Source organism: Rhodobacter capsulatus, from assembly GCF_005144475.1.
Classification (GTDB): Bacteria; Pseudomonadota; Alphaproteobacteria; order Rhodobacterales; family Rhodobacteraceae; genus Rhodobacter; species Rhodobacter capsulatus_C.
The window spans coordinates 1-13840 of the sequence record NZ_SWJZ01000060.1 but is presented as its reverse complement, the minus strand read 5'-3'; the positions used below and the strand labels follow the sequence as shown (position 1 = coordinate 13840).

The following is a 13840-nucleotide window of genomic DNA, read 5'->3' as shown; positions in this document are numbered from 1 at the left end:
GGTTCAAGGGTTTGGGGCGGTCTCAGGCGATGATGTCGGGGGTGAGCCGGTCTTCGATCCGGGCGATCTGATCCTTCAGCGCCAGTTTCTGCTTTTTCAGCCGCACCAGCCGCAGCTGATCGGGGTGGGCGGCGTTGACCAGCGCGGAAATCGCCTCGTCCAGGTCGCGGTGCTCGCGCCGCAGCACCTCGAGCTTGACCCGCAACACCTCGTCGGAGTTCATCTCGATCGGGCTGTCAGTATGGGCATTCATGGCATGTGTCCGATCACAGGCTGAGACAGATAAGCAGAGCCAAGCCCCCCGACTCGCCCCGCTTTTGTCCAAGCATATCAAATCCGCAGCCTTTGCGGGAAATTTCCTGACTGCGACCTGCCGCCGCCCCCTTGCACCTGCGGGCGGGCTGCCCATATCGTGGGCATGGGGCTGCCGCGCTGCGGGGCCCACATGCAACGTCGCTTACCAAAGGGCTTGCCAATGACGAAACTGAGCTTCGGCGCACATCCCTATCTGCTGGGCTTCGACCAGCTGGAGCGCCTTGTCGAACGGACCGCAAAATCCGGGTCCGACGCCTATCCGCCCTACAATATCGAGCAATCGGGGCCCGACGAATTCCGCATCACCCTGGCGGTGGCGGGCTTTGCCGAGGCCGATCTGGCGATCACCATGGAAGATCGCGCCCTAGTCATCCGCGGCCGTCAGGCCGATGACGGGTCCGAGCGCATCTTCTTGCACCGCGGCATCGCCGCCCGCGCCTTTCAGCGCAGCTTCGTGCTGGCCGATGGCGTCGAGGTCTCGGGCGCCGCGCTGGAAAATGGCCTTTTGCACGTCGAGCTGAAACGGGCGCAGCCCGAGCCGGTGGTGCAGACGATTCCGATCCGCAGAAAGTAAGGGGGCATCATGGATCATACTGCTGACTTCGACGTCGCCGCGGGGGCGCGCATTGTTTATGTCCGGCCGGTTCCGCTGACCGAAATTCCCGAGGAAATCCGCGACCGGGTGGGCCATATCGACCACATGTATGCGCTGCACAACAGCAACGGCGAGCGGCTGGCTTTGGTGAAGGACCGCGAGATGGCCTTCGTGCTGGCGCGGCAAAACGAGATCACCGCGCTCAGCGTGCACTGACGCCGTTTGCCATCATCGCGACATACCGACGGCAGGGGATTTCCCTGCCGTTTTCGTTTCGGGCGGGGCAAAAGCAAAACGCCCCGGGGAACCCCGGGGCGTTTCGTATTTCTTCCGAAAGGCTTACGCCTTGATCAGGCCCATCGATTCCAGCTTCAGGATCACCTGATGCGCGCAGTGATCGACATCGACGCCGGTGGTGTCGACGGCCAGTTCCGGGCTGGCGGGCACTTCATAGGGGTCGGAAATGCCGGTGAATTCCTTGATCTTGCCTTCGCGGGCGAGCTTGTAAAGCCCCTTGCGGTCACGGCTTTCGCATTCTTCAAGCGAGGTCGCGACATGGACTTCGACGAAGGCGCCGTAAGCCTCGACCATCTCGCGCACGGCGCGGCGGGTCGCGGTATAGGGCGCGATCGGCGCGCAGATCGCGATGCCGCCGTTCTTGGTGATTTCCGAGGCCACATAGCCGATGCGCTTGATGTTGATGTCGCGGTGCTCTTTCGAGAAGCCGAGTTCCGAGGACAGATGCTTGCGCACCACATCGCCATCCAGCAGCGTCACCGGACGCCCGCCCATCTCCATCAGCTTGACCATCAGCGCATTGGCGATCGTCGACTTGCCCGACCCCGACAGGCCGGTGAAGAAGACGGTGAAGCCCTGTTTCGCGCGGGCGGGCGAGGTGCGGCGCAGTTCCGACACCACCTGCGGGAAGCTGAACCATTCCGGGATATCCAGGCCCTCGCGCAGACGGCGGCGCAGTTCGGTGCCCGAGATGTCAAGGACGGTGCAGCCCTCCGGCACCTCGTTCGCCGGGTAATATTGCGCCTTTTCCTGCACATAGACCATGTGCTTGAAATCGACCATGGTGACGCCGATTTCCTCTTCATATTGCTTGAAAAGAGTCTGCGCATCATAGGGGCCGTAGAAATCGACGCCCTGGCTGTTCTTGCCGGGGCCGGCGTGATCGCGGCCGACGATGAAATGGGTCACGCCATGGTTCTTGCGAATCAGCCCGTGCCAGACCGCCTCGCGCGGGCCCGCCATCCGCATCGCCAGGTTCAGAAGGCTCATCGTCGTGGTCGATTGCGGGTATTGATCCAGCACGGCTTCATAGCAGCGCACCCGGGTGAAGTGATCGACATCGCCCGGTTTCGTCATGCCGACGACGGGATGGATCAGCAGGTTCGCCTGCGCCTCGCGGGCGGCGCGGAAGGTCAGTTCCTGATGCGCGCGGTGCAGCGGGTTGCGGGTCTGGAACGCGACGATCTTCTGCCAGCCCAGCTTGCGGAAATAGGCGCGCAGCTCGTTCGGGGTGTCGCGGCGGCCCTTGAAATCATAATGCACGGGCTGCTGGATGCCGGTGATCGGCCCGCCCAGATAGATCGCGCCCGCGGTGTTGTGCAGGTAATTCACCGCCGGATGCGCCAGATCGTCGGCGCCGAAGACCTTTTCGGCCTCTTTCGCCTTGTTCGGCACCCATTTGTCGGTGACCGACAGGATCGCCAGAATCACCCCTTCCTGATCGCGCAGCGCGATGTCCTGCCCGGGGGCGATGCCTTCGGCGAATTTCTCGGTCACGTCGAGCGTGATCGGCATCGGCCAGAGCGTGCCATCGGCCAGACGCATGTTGTCGACGACGCCGTCGTAATCGGCCTCGCTCAGGAAGCCCTTGAGCGGGAAGAACCCGCCGTTCATCAGCAGTTCCAGGTCGCAGATCTGACGCGCCGTCAGGTCCCACGACGGCAGGTTGCCCGCTTCGATCTTCAGCTTCTGGGCAGATTCGTGAGACACATAGAGCTCCGGAATGGGAGCGAGATTGGGAAGAGTCATCGCTTGACCTGTTTTTTCGAGGGCTAACCGCCGCGCCACACCGACGCTTGGGCGCGGCTTTGCCCGCAAAAACACCGTATTTCAAGCAAAAGCCGGGGCTGTCCGATGAAAGAAGGCCGTTATGGTGCGTTTGCGTCGAAGGTCGGAACGAAGTTTCTGCAAACTGCGTCAATCCACGCCGTTTGTTGCGGTTCGAAGCGGTGCTATCGTGCCCCGAAGTTTGCTTTGAGGGGAAGTCATGGGTCTGAAATCAAGTCTGACGCCTATCATCGCCGGTTGGGTGTGGATCTCCGGTTGCGAGTACGGCATCAATCAGGTCTGGCTGAAAAGCCAGTGGGAAGAATATTACAGCACGCTCGGGATGACCTATCCCGACGACATGATGAAATGGGCTGCCTGGTGTCTCGTCTTCGCGCTGGCGATGCGGATGCTGGTGTCCCGCTTCAACGTGCTGGCGGCGGGGATCATCTCGTGGATCTTCGTGGTCGGCCTGTCGCTGCTCGCGCTGTGGAATTACGCGCCGATGCCGATGGAGATGTTCCAGCTCTACGGCCCGGCCAGCTTCGCCGAAACGCTCTCGGCGGCTCTGGTGATCTCGATGGTCGTGGGGATCGCGGATGCGATCAAACGCTCGCAGATCCGCGCCAAGGAAAAGGCCAAGGCGAAACTGAAGGCCAAGGCCGTCGCGGCCTGAGCCAGTCACAGTCTGAAACGGGCCGCCTTCGGGCGGCCCTTTTCGTTGCGCCTCAGCCCTGTTCGGCCAGCCAGCGTTCGGCATCCAGCGCCGCCATGCAGCCCATCCCCGCCGAGGTGATCGCCTGCCGATAGGTGTGATCGGTCAGATCGCCCGCCGCAAAGACGCCCGGAACGCCGGTGCGGGTGCTGCCCGGGTCCACCTTCACATAGCCGCCGTGATGCAGTTCAAGCTGGTCCTTGACCAGGTCGGACGCGGGCGCATGGCCGATGGCGACGAAGAAGCCGTGGCAGGGGATCTCGCGTTCGGCCCCGGTCTGCACGTCCTTGATGCGGCAGCCGGTGACGCCCAAGGGCGCCTCGGTGCCCAGCACCTCCTCGACCGTGGCATTCCAGATCACCTCGATCTTCGGGTTTTTCTTCAGCCGCTCGATCAGGATCTTTTCGGCGCGGAAACTGTCGCGGCGGTGGATCACGGTGACCTTGGAGGCGAAATTGGTCAGGAACATCGCCTCCTCGACCGCCGCATTGCCGCCGCCGACCACCACGACCTCCTTGGCCCGATAGAAGAACCCGTCGCAGGTGGCGCAGGCCGAGACGCCGAAGCCCTGGAATTTCTGCTCGGACGGCAGGCCAAGCCAGCGCGCCTGCGCCCCGGTGGCCAGAATGACCGTGTCCGCGGTATAGACCGTGCCCGAGTCGCCCGTCGCGACAAAGGGACGGCGGCCCAGATCCAGCCGGGTGATGATGTCGGTGATGATCTCGGCGCCCATCGCGCGGGCGTGCTCTTCCATCTGCACCATCAGCTCGGGGCCCTGCACCTCGGTGCGGCCGGGCCAGTTTTCCACCTCGGTGGTGATCGTCAGCTGCCCGCCCGGCTGCATCCCCTGCACGAGGATGGGCGAGAGCATCGCGCGCGAGGCATAGACCGCCGCCGTATAGCCGGCAGGCCCCGACCCGATGATCAGAACCTTCGTATGCTTCGTGTCGCTCATGCCGGAACTCCTGTTGTGACGCCGCTCATATAAGCAGCAGACAGGCCCGGGAAAACCCCCGAGCGGCTGCGCTGTGTCGCACCCGGGGCTTTCCCGGGCGATTGCGCTTGCGCCCGAAAGGGCGAAACAATATTGCGCAGCTTGGCGCTGGAAGATAAGGTTTGCGCAGCCAAGGAGGTTCGGCATGGGCACGAGCAAGCTCGACGAGATCGACCGGAAGATTCTGGCCGAGCTGCAGGCGGATGGCCGGATGACGAACGTCGAACTGGCCAAGCGCGTCGGCATCTCGGCACCGCCCTGCCTGCGCCGGGTCCGCACGCTGGAAGAGGCGGGCTATATCCGCGGCTATCACGCCGATGTGAACCCGCGCGAACTGGGCTTCGAGGTGCAGGTCTTCGCGATGGTGCGGCTGCACAGCCAGGCGGAAACGGATCTGAGCGCCTTCGAGCGCCGCTGCCAGGCCTGGCCGCTCGTGCGCGAATGCCACATGCTGAACGGCGAGATCGACTTCGTGCTGAAATGCGCGGCGCCGGATCTGAGCACGTTCCAGAATTTCCTGACCGGGCAGCTGACCGCGGCCGAGAATGTGGCGAGCGTCAAGACCTCGCTGGTCATCCGCTGTGCCAAGGACGACCCCGGCGTGCCCTTCGACGTGCTCGAAGAGCGGCTCGCCAAACACGCCTGAGCGCTCGGCCCCAGGCGGGGCAGGGGGGCTCTGCCCCCCGTCCGCAAGCGGACTCCCCCCGGGATATTTGCGCCAAGGTGAAAGGCAAACCGGGATCTGCTTTCACCTTGGTCCAAATATCCCGGGGGGTGAATTGGCCGTCAGGCCAAGAGGGGGGCAGCGCCCCCCGCCTTGCCCTCAGATCTCGCCCGCGCGCACCAGATCGATCATCGCCTGTCCCTTGCGCGCGTCTTCGAGCGTCCAGAGGAAAGGTTCGCCGTCGCGGATGTGGCGGACAAAGGCTTCGACCTGCAGCACATATTGGTTCACGCCGGGGAAGCGGTGCGTCTCGGCGCTGTTGAAACCGTGCAAGGTGATCTCGGCCTGATCGAAGGCGGCGGCGTTGAACGGGGCCGTAAAGGTGATCCGGCCGGTCTCGCCCTGAAAGGTCACTTCCTGACGCGCGCAAAGCCGGGTCGAGGTCATCGCGGCGAAGGTGAATTCCCCGCCCGGGCCCGCCATCTCGCCCCAGACCTGCGCGAAAGTGTCGACGCCGTTCTCGCGTTTGATCCGGGACGACAGTCGCACCGGCTCGGCCCGCGCCGCGAAGCGGATCGAGGAATAGGCATAGACGCCGATATCGGGGATCGAGCCGCCGCCGGTCTCGGCGCGGTTGCGGATGTTCGCGGGGTCGGGGTTGTCGAAGCAGAAGACGGCGTCGGCATGTTTCAGCCGCCCGATCCGGCCCGCGTCCAGCCAGTGCCGCGCCAGCTGCCACTGCGGGTGGTGCACGATCATATAGGCCTCGGCCGCGCATCTGCCCGCGGCATCGCGGGCGGCGATCAGCGGGTCGATCTCGGCCGCCGTCAGCGCCAGCGGCTTTTCGATCAGCACATGCTTGCCCGCGGCAAGCGCCCTGATCCCCCAGCTGACATGCAGGTGATTGGGCAGCGGAATATAGACCGCCTCGATCGCGGGATCGGCCAGCAGCGCCTCGTAGCTGTCATGCAGGGTCAGATCGGGGGCGAAGGCGGTGAAGGCCGCGGCCTTGGCGGGCGAGGATGTCGCCAGCGCCGCCAGACGCGCGCCCCGCGCCGCATGGATCGCAGGCCCCATCCGGCGCGCCGCGAAATCCGACGCGCCGAGAATTCCGAAATTGACTGGCTGCATGGTCCTCTCCCTTTGGCCCCAAGCTAGCGCGACGCGGGGGAGGCGGCAACGTCAGCCCGGCAGGCTCATGCCCTTTTCCTTGGCCAGCGCCTTCATCCGGCCCTGCAGCTTCTCGAAGGCCCGCACCTCGATCTGCCGGATCCGCTCGCGGCTGACGTCATATTGCGTGGAAAGCTCTTCCAGCGTCACCGGCTCGTCGCGCAGCCGCCGCGCCATCAGGATGTCGCGTTCGCGCTCGTTCAGCACATCCATCGCGGCGACCAGCATCGCCCGGCGGGCCTGCAATTCGTCGGCCTCGGCATAGGCCTCGGCCTGATCGGCATCCTCGTCCTCAAGCCAGTCCTGCCATTGCGTGGCACTTTCGCCGTCGCTGGCGCCGACCTGCGCGTTCAAGGACGCATCCGACCCGGCCAGGCGCCGGTTCATCTCGATCACGTCGTCTTCGCTGACGTTCAGGTCATGCGCGATCTTCGCCACCGCATCGGGGCGCAGATCGCCCTCCTCAAACGCGCCGATCTTCGATTTCGCCTTGCGCAGGTTGAAGAACAGCTTCTTTTGCGCCGAGGTGGTGCCAAGCTTCACCAGCGACCACGAGCGCAGGATGTATTCCTGGATTGCGGCGCGGATCCACCACATCGCATAGGTGGCAAGCCGAAAGCCGCGTTCCGGGTCGAAGCGTTTCACCGCCTGCATCAGGCCGACGTTCGCCTCGGAAATCACCTCGGCCTGCGGCAGGCCGTAGCCGCGATAGCCCATGGCGATTTTCGCGGCGAGCCGCAGGTGCGAGGTGACCAGCCGATGCGCGGCCTTGGGATCCTGATGGTCGACCCAGGCCTTGGCCAGCATGTATTCCTCTTCGGGTTCCAGAAGCGGAAACTTGCGAATCTCCTGCAGATAGCGGTTCAACCCCTGTTCGGGGCTGGGGGCTGGCAGGTTGGCGTAGCTCGACATCGGTTCAGTCTCCCTTCGGGCCCCAGATGGGGAAGGAGGCCTGCCCCTTCAAGGGGTTCGGCCGCCGGTCATGGGGAATGAACGCAGGATGGGCCGGAATCCGCCGCGGGGCAAGCGCCGTTGACGCAAGCGTGACATCAGGTGATCTGCGGCCCCGCGCGCAAGGTTGTCAGCAGCGCCTCGAAATCTTCGGGCAGGGGCGAGGAGAAGCTGAGATCCGCGCCGGTGACCGGATGGGTGAAGCCGAGCGTCGTCGCATGCAGCGCCTGACGCGGGAAGCCCGCCACCGCCTCGGCTGCCGCGGCGCCGACCGCGCGGACCGAGAGTTTCCGTTTGCCGCCATAGGTGGGATCGCCGACGAGCCCATGCCCCACATGCGCCATGTGCACGCGGATCTGATGCGTGCGGCCGGTCTCCAGCCAGCAATCCATCAAGGCCGCGACGCCGCCGAAGGCCTCGACGGTGCGGGCGCGGGTGACGGCATGGCGGCCGCCGGTGAACAGCACCGCCTGCCGTTGCCGGTCGGTCGGGTGGCGGGCGAGCTGCGAGGTGATCTTCAGGATGCCGCCCTGTTCGAAGCTGACGCCGCGGATGCCGCGCAGGCGCGGATCGGCGGCAGAGGGCACGCCCTGCACCAGCGCGGTGTAATGGCGGTGCACGGTGTGACGCTCGAATTGCGCCGCCAGCCCGTGATGCGCGCGGTCGGATTTCGCCACGACGAGCAGGCCCGAGGTCTCCTTGTCGATCCGGTGCACGATGCCGGGCCGCGCCTCGCCGCCGATGCCCGAGAGCCTGCCGCCGAAATGGTGCAAGAGCGCATTGACCAGTGTGCCGTCTTCCGAGCCGGGCGCGGGATGCACGACCATCCCCGCGGGCTTGTCGATCACGATCAGGTCGTCGTCTTCCCAAAGCACGGTCAGCGGAATGTCCTGTGCGACCGTTTCCACCGCGCGAGGCGGTTCGAGCGCGATCAGATAGACCTCGCCCGGGGCAACCTTGGCCTTCTGATCGGTGACGGCAATGCCGTCCTTCGTCACCGCGCCTTCGGCGATGAGCCGGGCCAGGCGCGAGCGCGACAGCGCCGCTTCTTCTGGCACAAGCGCCGCCAATGCCTTATCAAGCCGCTCGGCGGGGTCTTCGCCGATTTCGATGCGCAGGAGGTGTGCCGCGATGTCCGACATGATGCCTTCCGATCCGGCGCCGCCGCCCGAGGTTAGGTTTCTGAAGATTCTGACCACCACCCTTGCGGGGGTGATGATCTTCGGCCTTCTAACGATCATCTTCCTGCTTGTCACCCGCCTGCCGGGGGCGACGAAGCTGCCCGCGCTGCCCGCCGCGATCGCGCTGCCCGCGGGCGAAAAGGCCGAGGCCGTGACCTTCGGGCGGGGCTTCACCGTGGTCGTCACGGAAAGCGGCCGGGTGCTGGTTTACCGCCCCGACGGCGGGCTTGCGCAGGATGTGGCGTTGAACTGAGGCTGATCTGGCCTCGGCCATCGCCGAGGCCATGTGAAACAGCTGTCCCGTGACCGCCGGGGCGCCAAAGCGTCCCGGCCAGCGCCCGCCCCGCCCATGGCGGGCGCTTCTCGCCCGCCGGGACGGGCGCCGGCCTCTGTCGTGCTTGGGGAAGCGGTCTTCTCATCTGCGTCGTGATGCGGGCGGGGAAAGGCGGTGCCTTTCCTGTTCCGCCCGAACTGAGGTGGAACGCAAACAAAACCGCCGAAGGCGCGAACCTCCGGCGGGCGTATTTGTCCCGGGAAGAAGCCGAAAGCTTACTTGGCTTCGAGCGCGTCGAGCCGGGCCTTCAGCGCCTCGTTTTCTTCGCGCGCCTTGGTGGCCATCGCCTTCACCGCGTCGAATTCCTCGCGGGTGACGAAATCGCGGTCGGCCATCCAGCGGTCCATCCAGCTTTTCATCGCCGTTTCCGCCTCGGTCTTGGCGCCCTGCGCCACGCCCATCGCATTGGTCATCAGCTTCGACATCTCGTCGAAAAGTTTGTTCGGAGCTTGCATCGTCTACACCTTCTGCCCTGCGGGCCGCCGTCACGACCCCGCTTGCGCCCTATATGGGCCGTGCAGCCCGCCGAGACAAGGTTGACTTCGCCGCAGCGCAAGGGCCAATTGGCACCGCTTCAGCCCGAGGACGTCATGGCCCTTCCTTTCCCCGACATCTCCCCCGACGCCTTCGAGATCCCGATCCTCGACTGGCCGATCCGCTGGTATGCACTGGCCTATATCGCCGGGCTGCTGGCGGGCTGGCGCATCGTCGTCGCGCTGATGCGGCGCCCGAAGCTTTGGGGCAAACGCGCGCCGATGGCCCCCGAAGCGGTCGAGGATCTGCTGACCTGGGTGATCCTCGGCGTCATCCTGGGCGGGCGGCTGGGCTTTGTCCTTTTCTACGATCCGGGCACCTATCTGGCCGATCCGCTGGCGATTGTCCGGGTCTGGGAGGGGGGCATGTCCTTCCACGGCGGCTTTGCGGGCGTCGTCGTCGCGGGGCTTCTTTTCTGCTGGCGCCGCGGCATCGCGCCCCTGCCGGTCGGCGACGCCTTTGCCCTTGTGGCGCCGATCGGGCTTTTCCTCGGCCGCATCGCCAATTTCATCAAGCCCGAACTGTGGGGGCGGCCGACCGACATGCCCTGGGGCGTGATCTTCCCGGTCGAGGCGGCGCAGATCTGCAACGGCTGGGCCGGGCAGGTCGATTACGCCTGCGCCCGCCACCCGTCGCAGCTTTACGAGGCCGGTCTTGAGGGTCTGGTTCTGGGGGGCGTGCTGTGGTGGCTTTTTGCCCGTGGCGCGCTGCGCCGCCCAGGGCTGCTGATGGGGGTGTTCCTGATCGGCTACGGGCTGGCCCGCGCCTTCGTCGAGCTGTTCCGCCAGCCCGATGCGCAATTTGCCAGTGCCGTCAATCCGATGGGCTATGCCGTCTTTCTGGGCGACATCGGCTTCACCATGGGGCAGGTGCTGTCGGCTCCGATGATCGCGATGGGGGCGGGGCTGGTTCTTTACGCCCGGATGCGGAGGGCGGCGTGACCCCGCTTGCGCGGCTTCTGGCCGCGCGCATCGCGATCGAGGGGCCGATCGGGCTGGAGAGCTACATGGCCGCATGCCTGCTGCATCCCGCGCATGGCTATTACGCCACCCGCGATCCCTTTGGCCGGGCGGGCGATTTCATCACCGCACCGGAGATCAGCCAGATGTTCGGCGAGATGCTGGGGCTGTGTCTGGCGCAGGTCTGGCTGGATCAGGGCCGCCCCGCCCCCTTCACCCTGGCGGAAATCGGGCCCGGGCGGGGAACCTTGATGGCCGATGTGGCGCGGGTGATCCGCACCGTGCCGGGCATGGCCGAGGCGGCGCGGCTGCATCTGATCGAGGCCTCCCCCACCCTGCGCGCCGTGCAGCGCGAGACGCTGCGGGGGCATCCGGTCCACTGGCACGACAGCGTCGCGACCCTGCCCGAGGCGCCGCTCTTCCTGCTGGCGAACGAGTTTTTCGACGCCCTGCCGATCCGGCAATTCCAGCGCACCGAGGCCGGCTGGGCCGAGCGTCAAGTGGGGCTGCAAGGAGAGCGCCTTGTGCCCGGCCTTGCCCCGCCCACCCGCTTTGCCGCGCTGGAACACCGGCTGGCCGACACGCGGCCGGGCGATATCGTCGAAACCTGCCCCGCCGCCGCGCCGATCATGACCGAGATCGCCGCCCGCATCGCCGCCCGGGGCGGGGTGGCGCTGGTGATCGATTACGGCCATTGGCGCAGCCTTGGCGACACGTTTCAGGCGGTCAGGGCGCAGGCATATTGCGACCCTTTCGCCGCCCCGGGCGAGGCGGATCTTACCGCTCATGTCGCCTTCGAACCGCTGGCCGAGGCCGCCCGGGCGGCGGGCGCGCAGGCCTCGGCGATGACCCCGCAGGGGGTGCTTCTGGAGCGGCTCGGCATCACCGCCCGGGCCGAGGCGCTGGCGGCGCAGCTGTCGGGGGCCGCGCTGGCCGCGCATGTCGCCGCGCATCGGCGCTTGACCCATCCCGAAGAAATGGGTCAGGTGTTCCAAAGTCTTGCCATCTTCCCCGCAACCGCCCCGGTGCCCCCGGGCTTCGATGTCTGATCCATGCCCACGACGCTTGAAATCCTGACCTCTCCGGCCCTTTCGGGGGTCACGCACGGGTTCTTCACCCGCAAGGGCGGGGCCTCTTCCGGCATCTTCGCCGGGCTCAACTGCGGCCATGGCTCCTCGGATCAGACCGAGGCGGTGGCGCTGAACCGCGCCCGGGTGGCGGCGGCGATGGGGGTGGTGCCCGCGGCGCTGGTGGGGGTGCATCAGATCCATTCCGCCGATGTGCTGGTGGTCGAGGAGGTGCCCGCCGAGGCCGTGCGGGCCGATGCGCTGGTGACGAAACGGCCCGGCATCGTGCTTGGCGTGCTGACGGCAGATTGCCAGCCGGTGCTGTTTGCCGACCGCGTGGCCGGGGTGGTGGGCGCGGCCCATGCGGGCTGGCGCGGCAGCCGCGACGGGGTGCTGGAAGCGACGCTCGATGCGATGGAGGCGCTGGGCGCGGCCCGGGCGCGGATCTCCGCGGTGATCGGGCCCTGCATCTCGCAGCGCGCCTATGAGGTCGGCGAGGATTTCATGGAAAATTTCCTGATCGACGATCCGCAGGCGGCGCGGTTCTTTGCGGGCGGCCCCGCGGGCAAGCCGCTCTTCGATCTGCCGGGCTACGGGCTGTCGCGGCTGCGCGCGGCCGGGGTGGGGCAGGCGGAATGGACGCGGCACTGCACCTATGCCGATCCCGAGCGGTTCTATTCCTTCCGCCGCACCACCCATGCGGGCGAGGCGGATTACGGCCGCCTGATCTCGGCGATTCGGCTTTAGGCGCGGGCGGTCCGGGCCTGCCGGGGGCGGATTGTGGCGAAATTCGCGCCGCGATGGCCGTTAACCCTTTATTCTGCAGTTTCGCGCAACACTTGCTGCCATGATTTCGCCCGCGGGGGGCGCAGGAAAGCACGCTTGGTGCCCAATCGCTGCCGTATTGCGGGGGGAAAACACCCCAAGCGCCGATGCCTTGCATCGATCCGCCAGAACCGCAGGAGAGCAGAATGACCCTGAAACCGACCCCGCGCTGGATGACGACCGCCCTTGCGGGCGCTGCCAAGGCCTCTGTCGCGATGCCCTGGCATCGCGGTGCCCGCCGGGCCGAGATGCTGGCGCGGCGCAAGGCGGCCGCTGCCCCGGTCGCGACCAAGCGCCCCGCGCTCGCCGCCTGCTGATCCTTTCCGCCTTTGGTGCCGCGCCTTCGGGCCTGATCGGCTGCCGCAGCGGCCGGGGGCTGCCACCCCCGGCCGAAAGCGGATGATTCGACCCGATTGCGGCGAAATCCGGGCATTGTTGCCGCCACCGGCCCAAGTGGCGGGGACCCGGCCGGGATTGGGTTTGCGTCGTTCCGCAATTCTTCCCGAAATTTGACGCGCTTCCGTGATGCGGTCATTCTGGTCTGGTCTTTCTGCATGCGGTGGGGGCCGTCGCAGATGTGACCAGACCGGAAGGCTGTGCCATGTCGATTACCCACCGGCTCGGGGCCGGGCAGGCTGCCCTGCCCGTCGACCGCAGTGATCCCTCTGCCGGGCTGCCCGCCCGCAAGCTGCCCTTGGGGACGCCGAAGGCGCCGCGCGCGACGCCGCTGACCCGGCGGTACGAGTCGGCCTGGCTGACCGCCGCGGGCACGGTCGAGACGAGCACCCGGCTTGCGCCCGCGACGCCGCTCTTCGAGGAGGCGTTTTCGGCGCTCGCGCGGGGCTCGGTGCTGATGACCGAAGACGGCCCGGTCGCGATCGAGGATCTGCAGCCCGGCCAGCGCGTGCTGACCGCCGAGGGGCGCGCGGAACAGGTGTGCTGGATCGGTTCGATGGTGATTTATCCCGGCGCCGGGAACGGCGACGCGCTGGAGGACCATGTCAGCCTGACGCGGATCACCGCCGAGGCTTTCGGGGCGGGGCGGCCGGGGCTGGATCTGGTGCTGGGCCCGCGGGCGCGGCTGTGCCTGCGCGATCCGCGGCTGCGCCGGGTCTCGGACGCCGCGGCGGCCTATGTGCCCGCCCGCGCCTTTCTTGACGGCATCAGCGTGATCGAGGTCAGCCCGTCGGTGCCGGTCACGGTCTATCACGTGGTGCTGGAACATCACGGCTCGCTGCGCGTTGCGGGGCTGGAGGTCGAGGCCTTTCACCCCGGCGAGGGGGTGGAGCGGATGATCGATCCGCGGATGCTGTCGCTGTTCGAGGCACAGTTTCCGCAATTCGCCAGCCTTGCGGCCTTCGGCCCGCCCGCGCATCCGCGGCTGACCCGCTTCGAGGTCGAAAGCCTCTGGGAGTAAGCGGGGATTTCGCCCCGGCAAGCCGGGGCGACCCGCGGGGGGGTGCGCCCCCCCC

At 66.7% G+C, this 13840-nt stretch carries 17 protein-coding genes; 10 read left to right on the top strand and 7 right to left on the bottom strand.

Annotation, left to right across the window (positions count from 1 at the left end):
- Positions 1-22: 22 nt before the first annotated feature.
- Positions 23-253, bottom strand: coding sequence for a YdcH family protein (locus FBT96_RS13840; protein WP_136907626.1), 231 nt, complete (start codon positions 251-253; stop codon positions 23-25).
- A 222-nt stretch (positions 254-475) separates the two neighbouring features.
- Between FBT96_RS13840 and FBT96_RS13835 the strand changes: the two genes are divergently transcribed.
- Entirely contained in the window at positions 476-889 is a 414-nt protein-coding gene (locus tag FBT96_RS13835) for an Hsp20 family protein (protein ID WP_013068525.1), read from the top strand.
- A 9-nt stretch (positions 890-898) separates the two neighbouring features.
- Positions 899-1126, top strand: a complete 228-nt coding sequence (locus FBT96_RS13830) for a DUF1150 family protein (RefSeq protein ID WP_136907624.1) — start codon at positions 899-901, stop codon at positions 1124-1126.
- 123 nt (positions 1127-1249) lie between these two features.
- On the opposite strand, the gene FBT96_RS13825 is transcribed toward FBT96_RS13830, so the two are convergent.
- Positions 1250-2956 carry a bifunctional sulfate adenylyltransferase/adenylylsulfate kinase gene (locus FBT96_RS13825; RefSeq protein WP_136907622.1) on the bottom strand — a complete coding sequence of 569 codons (1707 nt, stop codon included), beginning with the start codon at positions 2954-2956 and terminating at the stop codon, positions 1250-1252.
- A 238-nt stretch (positions 2957-3194) separates the two neighbouring features.
- Between FBT96_RS13825 and FBT96_RS13820 the strand changes: the two genes are divergently transcribed.
- On the top strand, positions 3195-3650 hold the full coding sequence (locus FBT96_RS13820) for a hypothetical protein (protein ID WP_136907620.1): 456 nt from the start codon (positions 3195-3197) through the stop codon (positions 3648-3650).
- A 52-nt stretch (positions 3651-3702) separates the two neighbouring features.
- Here the strand turns inward: FBT96_RS13820 and trxB are convergent, their stop codons facing one another.
- The gene (gene trxB / locus FBT96_RS13815) at positions 3703-4644 is read right to left on the bottom strand and encodes a thioredoxin-disulfide reductase (protein WP_136907618.1); all 942 of its coding nucleotides are present in this window, start codon (positions 4642-4644) and stop codon (positions 3703-3705) included.
- Between the two features lie 184 nt (positions 4645-4828).
- On the opposite strand from trxB, the gene FBT96_RS13810 reads away from it, so the two are divergent.
- Positions 4829-5329 (top strand): Lrp/AsnC family transcriptional regulator, encoded by a 501-nt coding sequence (locus FBT96_RS13810; protein WP_013068520.1) that lies wholly within the window; start codon positions 4829-4831, stop codon positions 5327-5329.
- A 177-nt stretch (positions 5330-5506) separates the two neighbouring features.
- Here FBT96_RS13810 and FBT96_RS13805 read toward each other — a convergent pair whose 3' ends face one another.
- The 3 genes from FBT96_RS13805 to FBT96_RS13795 form a co-directional block, all read right to left on the bottom strand.
- Complete coding sequence (locus tag FBT96_RS13805) at positions 5507-6478, bottom strand: Gfo/Idh/MocA family protein (protein ID WP_136907616.1); 972 nt, start codon at positions 6476-6478, stop codon at positions 5507-5509.
- Between the two features lie 51 nt (positions 6479-6529).
- A complete protein-coding gene (gene rpoH / locus FBT96_RS13800; RefSeq protein ID WP_136907614.1) occupies positions 6530-7429 on the bottom strand; it encodes an RNA polymerase sigma factor RpoH in 900 nt (299 codons plus the stop codon).
- A gap of 137 nt (positions 7430-7566) precedes the next feature.
- Entirely contained in the window at positions 7567-8610 is a 1044-nt protein-coding gene (locus FBT96_RS13795; protein WP_136907612.1) for an RluA family pseudouridine synthase, read from the bottom strand.
- Between FBT96_RS13795 and FBT96_RS13790 the strand changes: the two genes are divergently transcribed.
- Positions 8600-8902, top strand: coding sequence for a DUF6476 family protein (locus FBT96_RS13790; RefSeq protein WP_136907610.1), 303 nt, complete (start codon positions 8600-8602; stop codon positions 8900-8902). The genes FBT96_RS13795 and FBT96_RS13790 overlap by 11 nt on opposite strands.
- A gap of 296 nt (positions 8903-9198) precedes the next feature.
- On the opposite strand, the gene FBT96_RS13785 is transcribed toward FBT96_RS13790, so the two are convergent.
- The gene (locus FBT96_RS13785) at positions 9199-9438 is read right to left on the bottom strand and encodes an accessory factor UbiK family protein (protein ID WP_023916636.1); all 240 of its coding nucleotides are present in this window, start codon (positions 9436-9438) and stop codon (positions 9199-9201) included.
- A 135-nt stretch (positions 9439-9573) separates the two neighbouring features.
- Between FBT96_RS13785 and lgt the strand changes: the two genes are divergently transcribed.
- From lgt to FBT96_RS13765, 5 genes are all read left to right on the top strand, one after another.
- Positions 9574-10458 (top strand): prolipoprotein diacylglyceryl transferase, encoded by an 885-nt coding sequence (lgt, locus tag FBT96_RS13780; RefSeq protein ID WP_136907608.1) that lies wholly within the window; start codon positions 9574-9576, stop codon positions 10456-10458.
- Positions 10455-11525, top strand: a complete 1071-nt coding sequence (locus FBT96_RS13775) for a class I SAM-dependent methyltransferase (RefSeq protein WP_136907606.1) — start codon at positions 10455-10457, stop codon at positions 11523-11525. The genes lgt and FBT96_RS13775 overlap by 4 nt, the downstream gene beginning before the upstream one ends.
- Before the next feature lie 3 nt (positions 11526-11528).
- The gene (gene pgeF / locus FBT96_RS13770) at positions 11529-12290 is read left to right on the top strand and encodes a peptidoglycan editing factor PgeF (protein ID WP_136907604.1); all 762 of its coding nucleotides are present in this window, start codon (positions 11529-11531) and stop codon (positions 12288-12290) included.
- Between the two features lie 224 nt (positions 12291-12514).
- The gene (locus FBT96_RS20765; protein WP_169583458.1) at positions 12515-12685 is read left to right on the top strand and encodes a hypothetical protein; all 171 of its coding nucleotides are present in this window, start codon (positions 12515-12517) and stop codon (positions 12683-12685) included.
- Between the two features lie 284 nt (positions 12686-12969).
- Positions 12970-13785: a Hint domain-containing protein gene (locus FBT96_RS13765; RefSeq protein ID WP_136907602.1), complete on the top strand. Its 816-nt coding sequence runs from the start codon at positions 12970-12972 to the stop codon at positions 13783-13785.
- Positions 13786-13840: the final 55 nt, after the last annotated feature.

Coding starts and splice junctions, on each gene's coding strand:
- FBT96_RS13805 (WP_136907616.1), bottom strand. CDS start 6,478: ATGCAGCCAGTCAATTTCGGAATTCTCGGCGCGTCGGATTTCGCGGCG.
- FBT96_RS13810 (WP_013068520.1), top strand. CDS start 4,829: ATGGGCACGAGCAAGCTCGACGAGATCGACCGGAAGATTCTGGCCGAG.
- FBT96_RS13790 (WP_136907610.1), top strand. CDS start 8,600: ATGTCCGACATGATGCCTTCCGATCCGGCGCCGCCGCCCGAGGTTAGG.
- FBT96_RS13820 (WP_136907620.1), top strand. CDS start 3,195: ATGGGTCTGAAATCAAGTCTGACGCCTATCATCGCCGGTTGGGTGTGG.
- FBT96_RS13765 (WP_136907602.1), top strand. CDS start 12,970: ATGTCGATTACCCACCGGCTCGGGGCCGGGCAGGCTGCCCTGCCCGTC.
- trxB (WP_136907618.1), bottom strand. CDS start 4,644: ATGAGCGACACGAAGCATACGAAGGTTCTGATCATCGGGTCGGGGCCT.
- rpoH (WP_136907614.1), bottom strand. CDS start 7,429: ATGTCGAGCTACGCCAACCTGCCAGCCCCCAGCCCCGAACAGGGGTTG.
- FBT96_RS13840 (WP_136907626.1), bottom strand. CDS start 253: ATGAATGCCCATACTGACAGCCCGATCGAGATGAACTCCGACGAGGTG.
- pgeF (WP_136907604.1), top strand. CDS start 11,529: ATGCCCACGACGCTTGAAATCCTGACCTCTCCGGCCCTTTCGGGGGTC.
- FBT96_RS13830 (WP_136907624.1), top strand. CDS start 899: ATGGATCATACTGCTGACTTCGACGTCGCCGCGGGGGCGCGCATTGTT.
- FBT96_RS20765 (WP_169583458.1), top strand. CDS start 12,515: ATGACCCTGAAACCGACCCCGCGCTGGATGACGACCGCCCTTGCGGGC.
- FBT96_RS13785 (WP_023916636.1), bottom strand. CDS start 9,438: ATGCAAGCTCCGAACAAACTTTTCGACGAGATGTCGAAGCTGATGACC.
- lgt (WP_136907608.1), top strand. CDS start 9,574: ATGGCCCTTCCTTTCCCCGACATCTCCCCCGACGCCTTCGAGATCCCG.
- FBT96_RS13835 (WP_013068525.1), top strand. CDS start 476: ATGACGAAACTGAGCTTCGGCGCACATCCCTATCTGCTGGGCTTCGAC.
- FBT96_RS13795 (WP_136907612.1), bottom strand. CDS start 8,610: ATGTCGGACATCGCGGCACACCTCCTGCGCATCGAAATCGGCGAAGAC.
- FBT96_RS13825 (WP_136907622.1), bottom strand. CDS start 2,956: ATGACTCTTCCCAATCTCGCTCCCATTCCGGAGCTCTATGTGTCTCAC.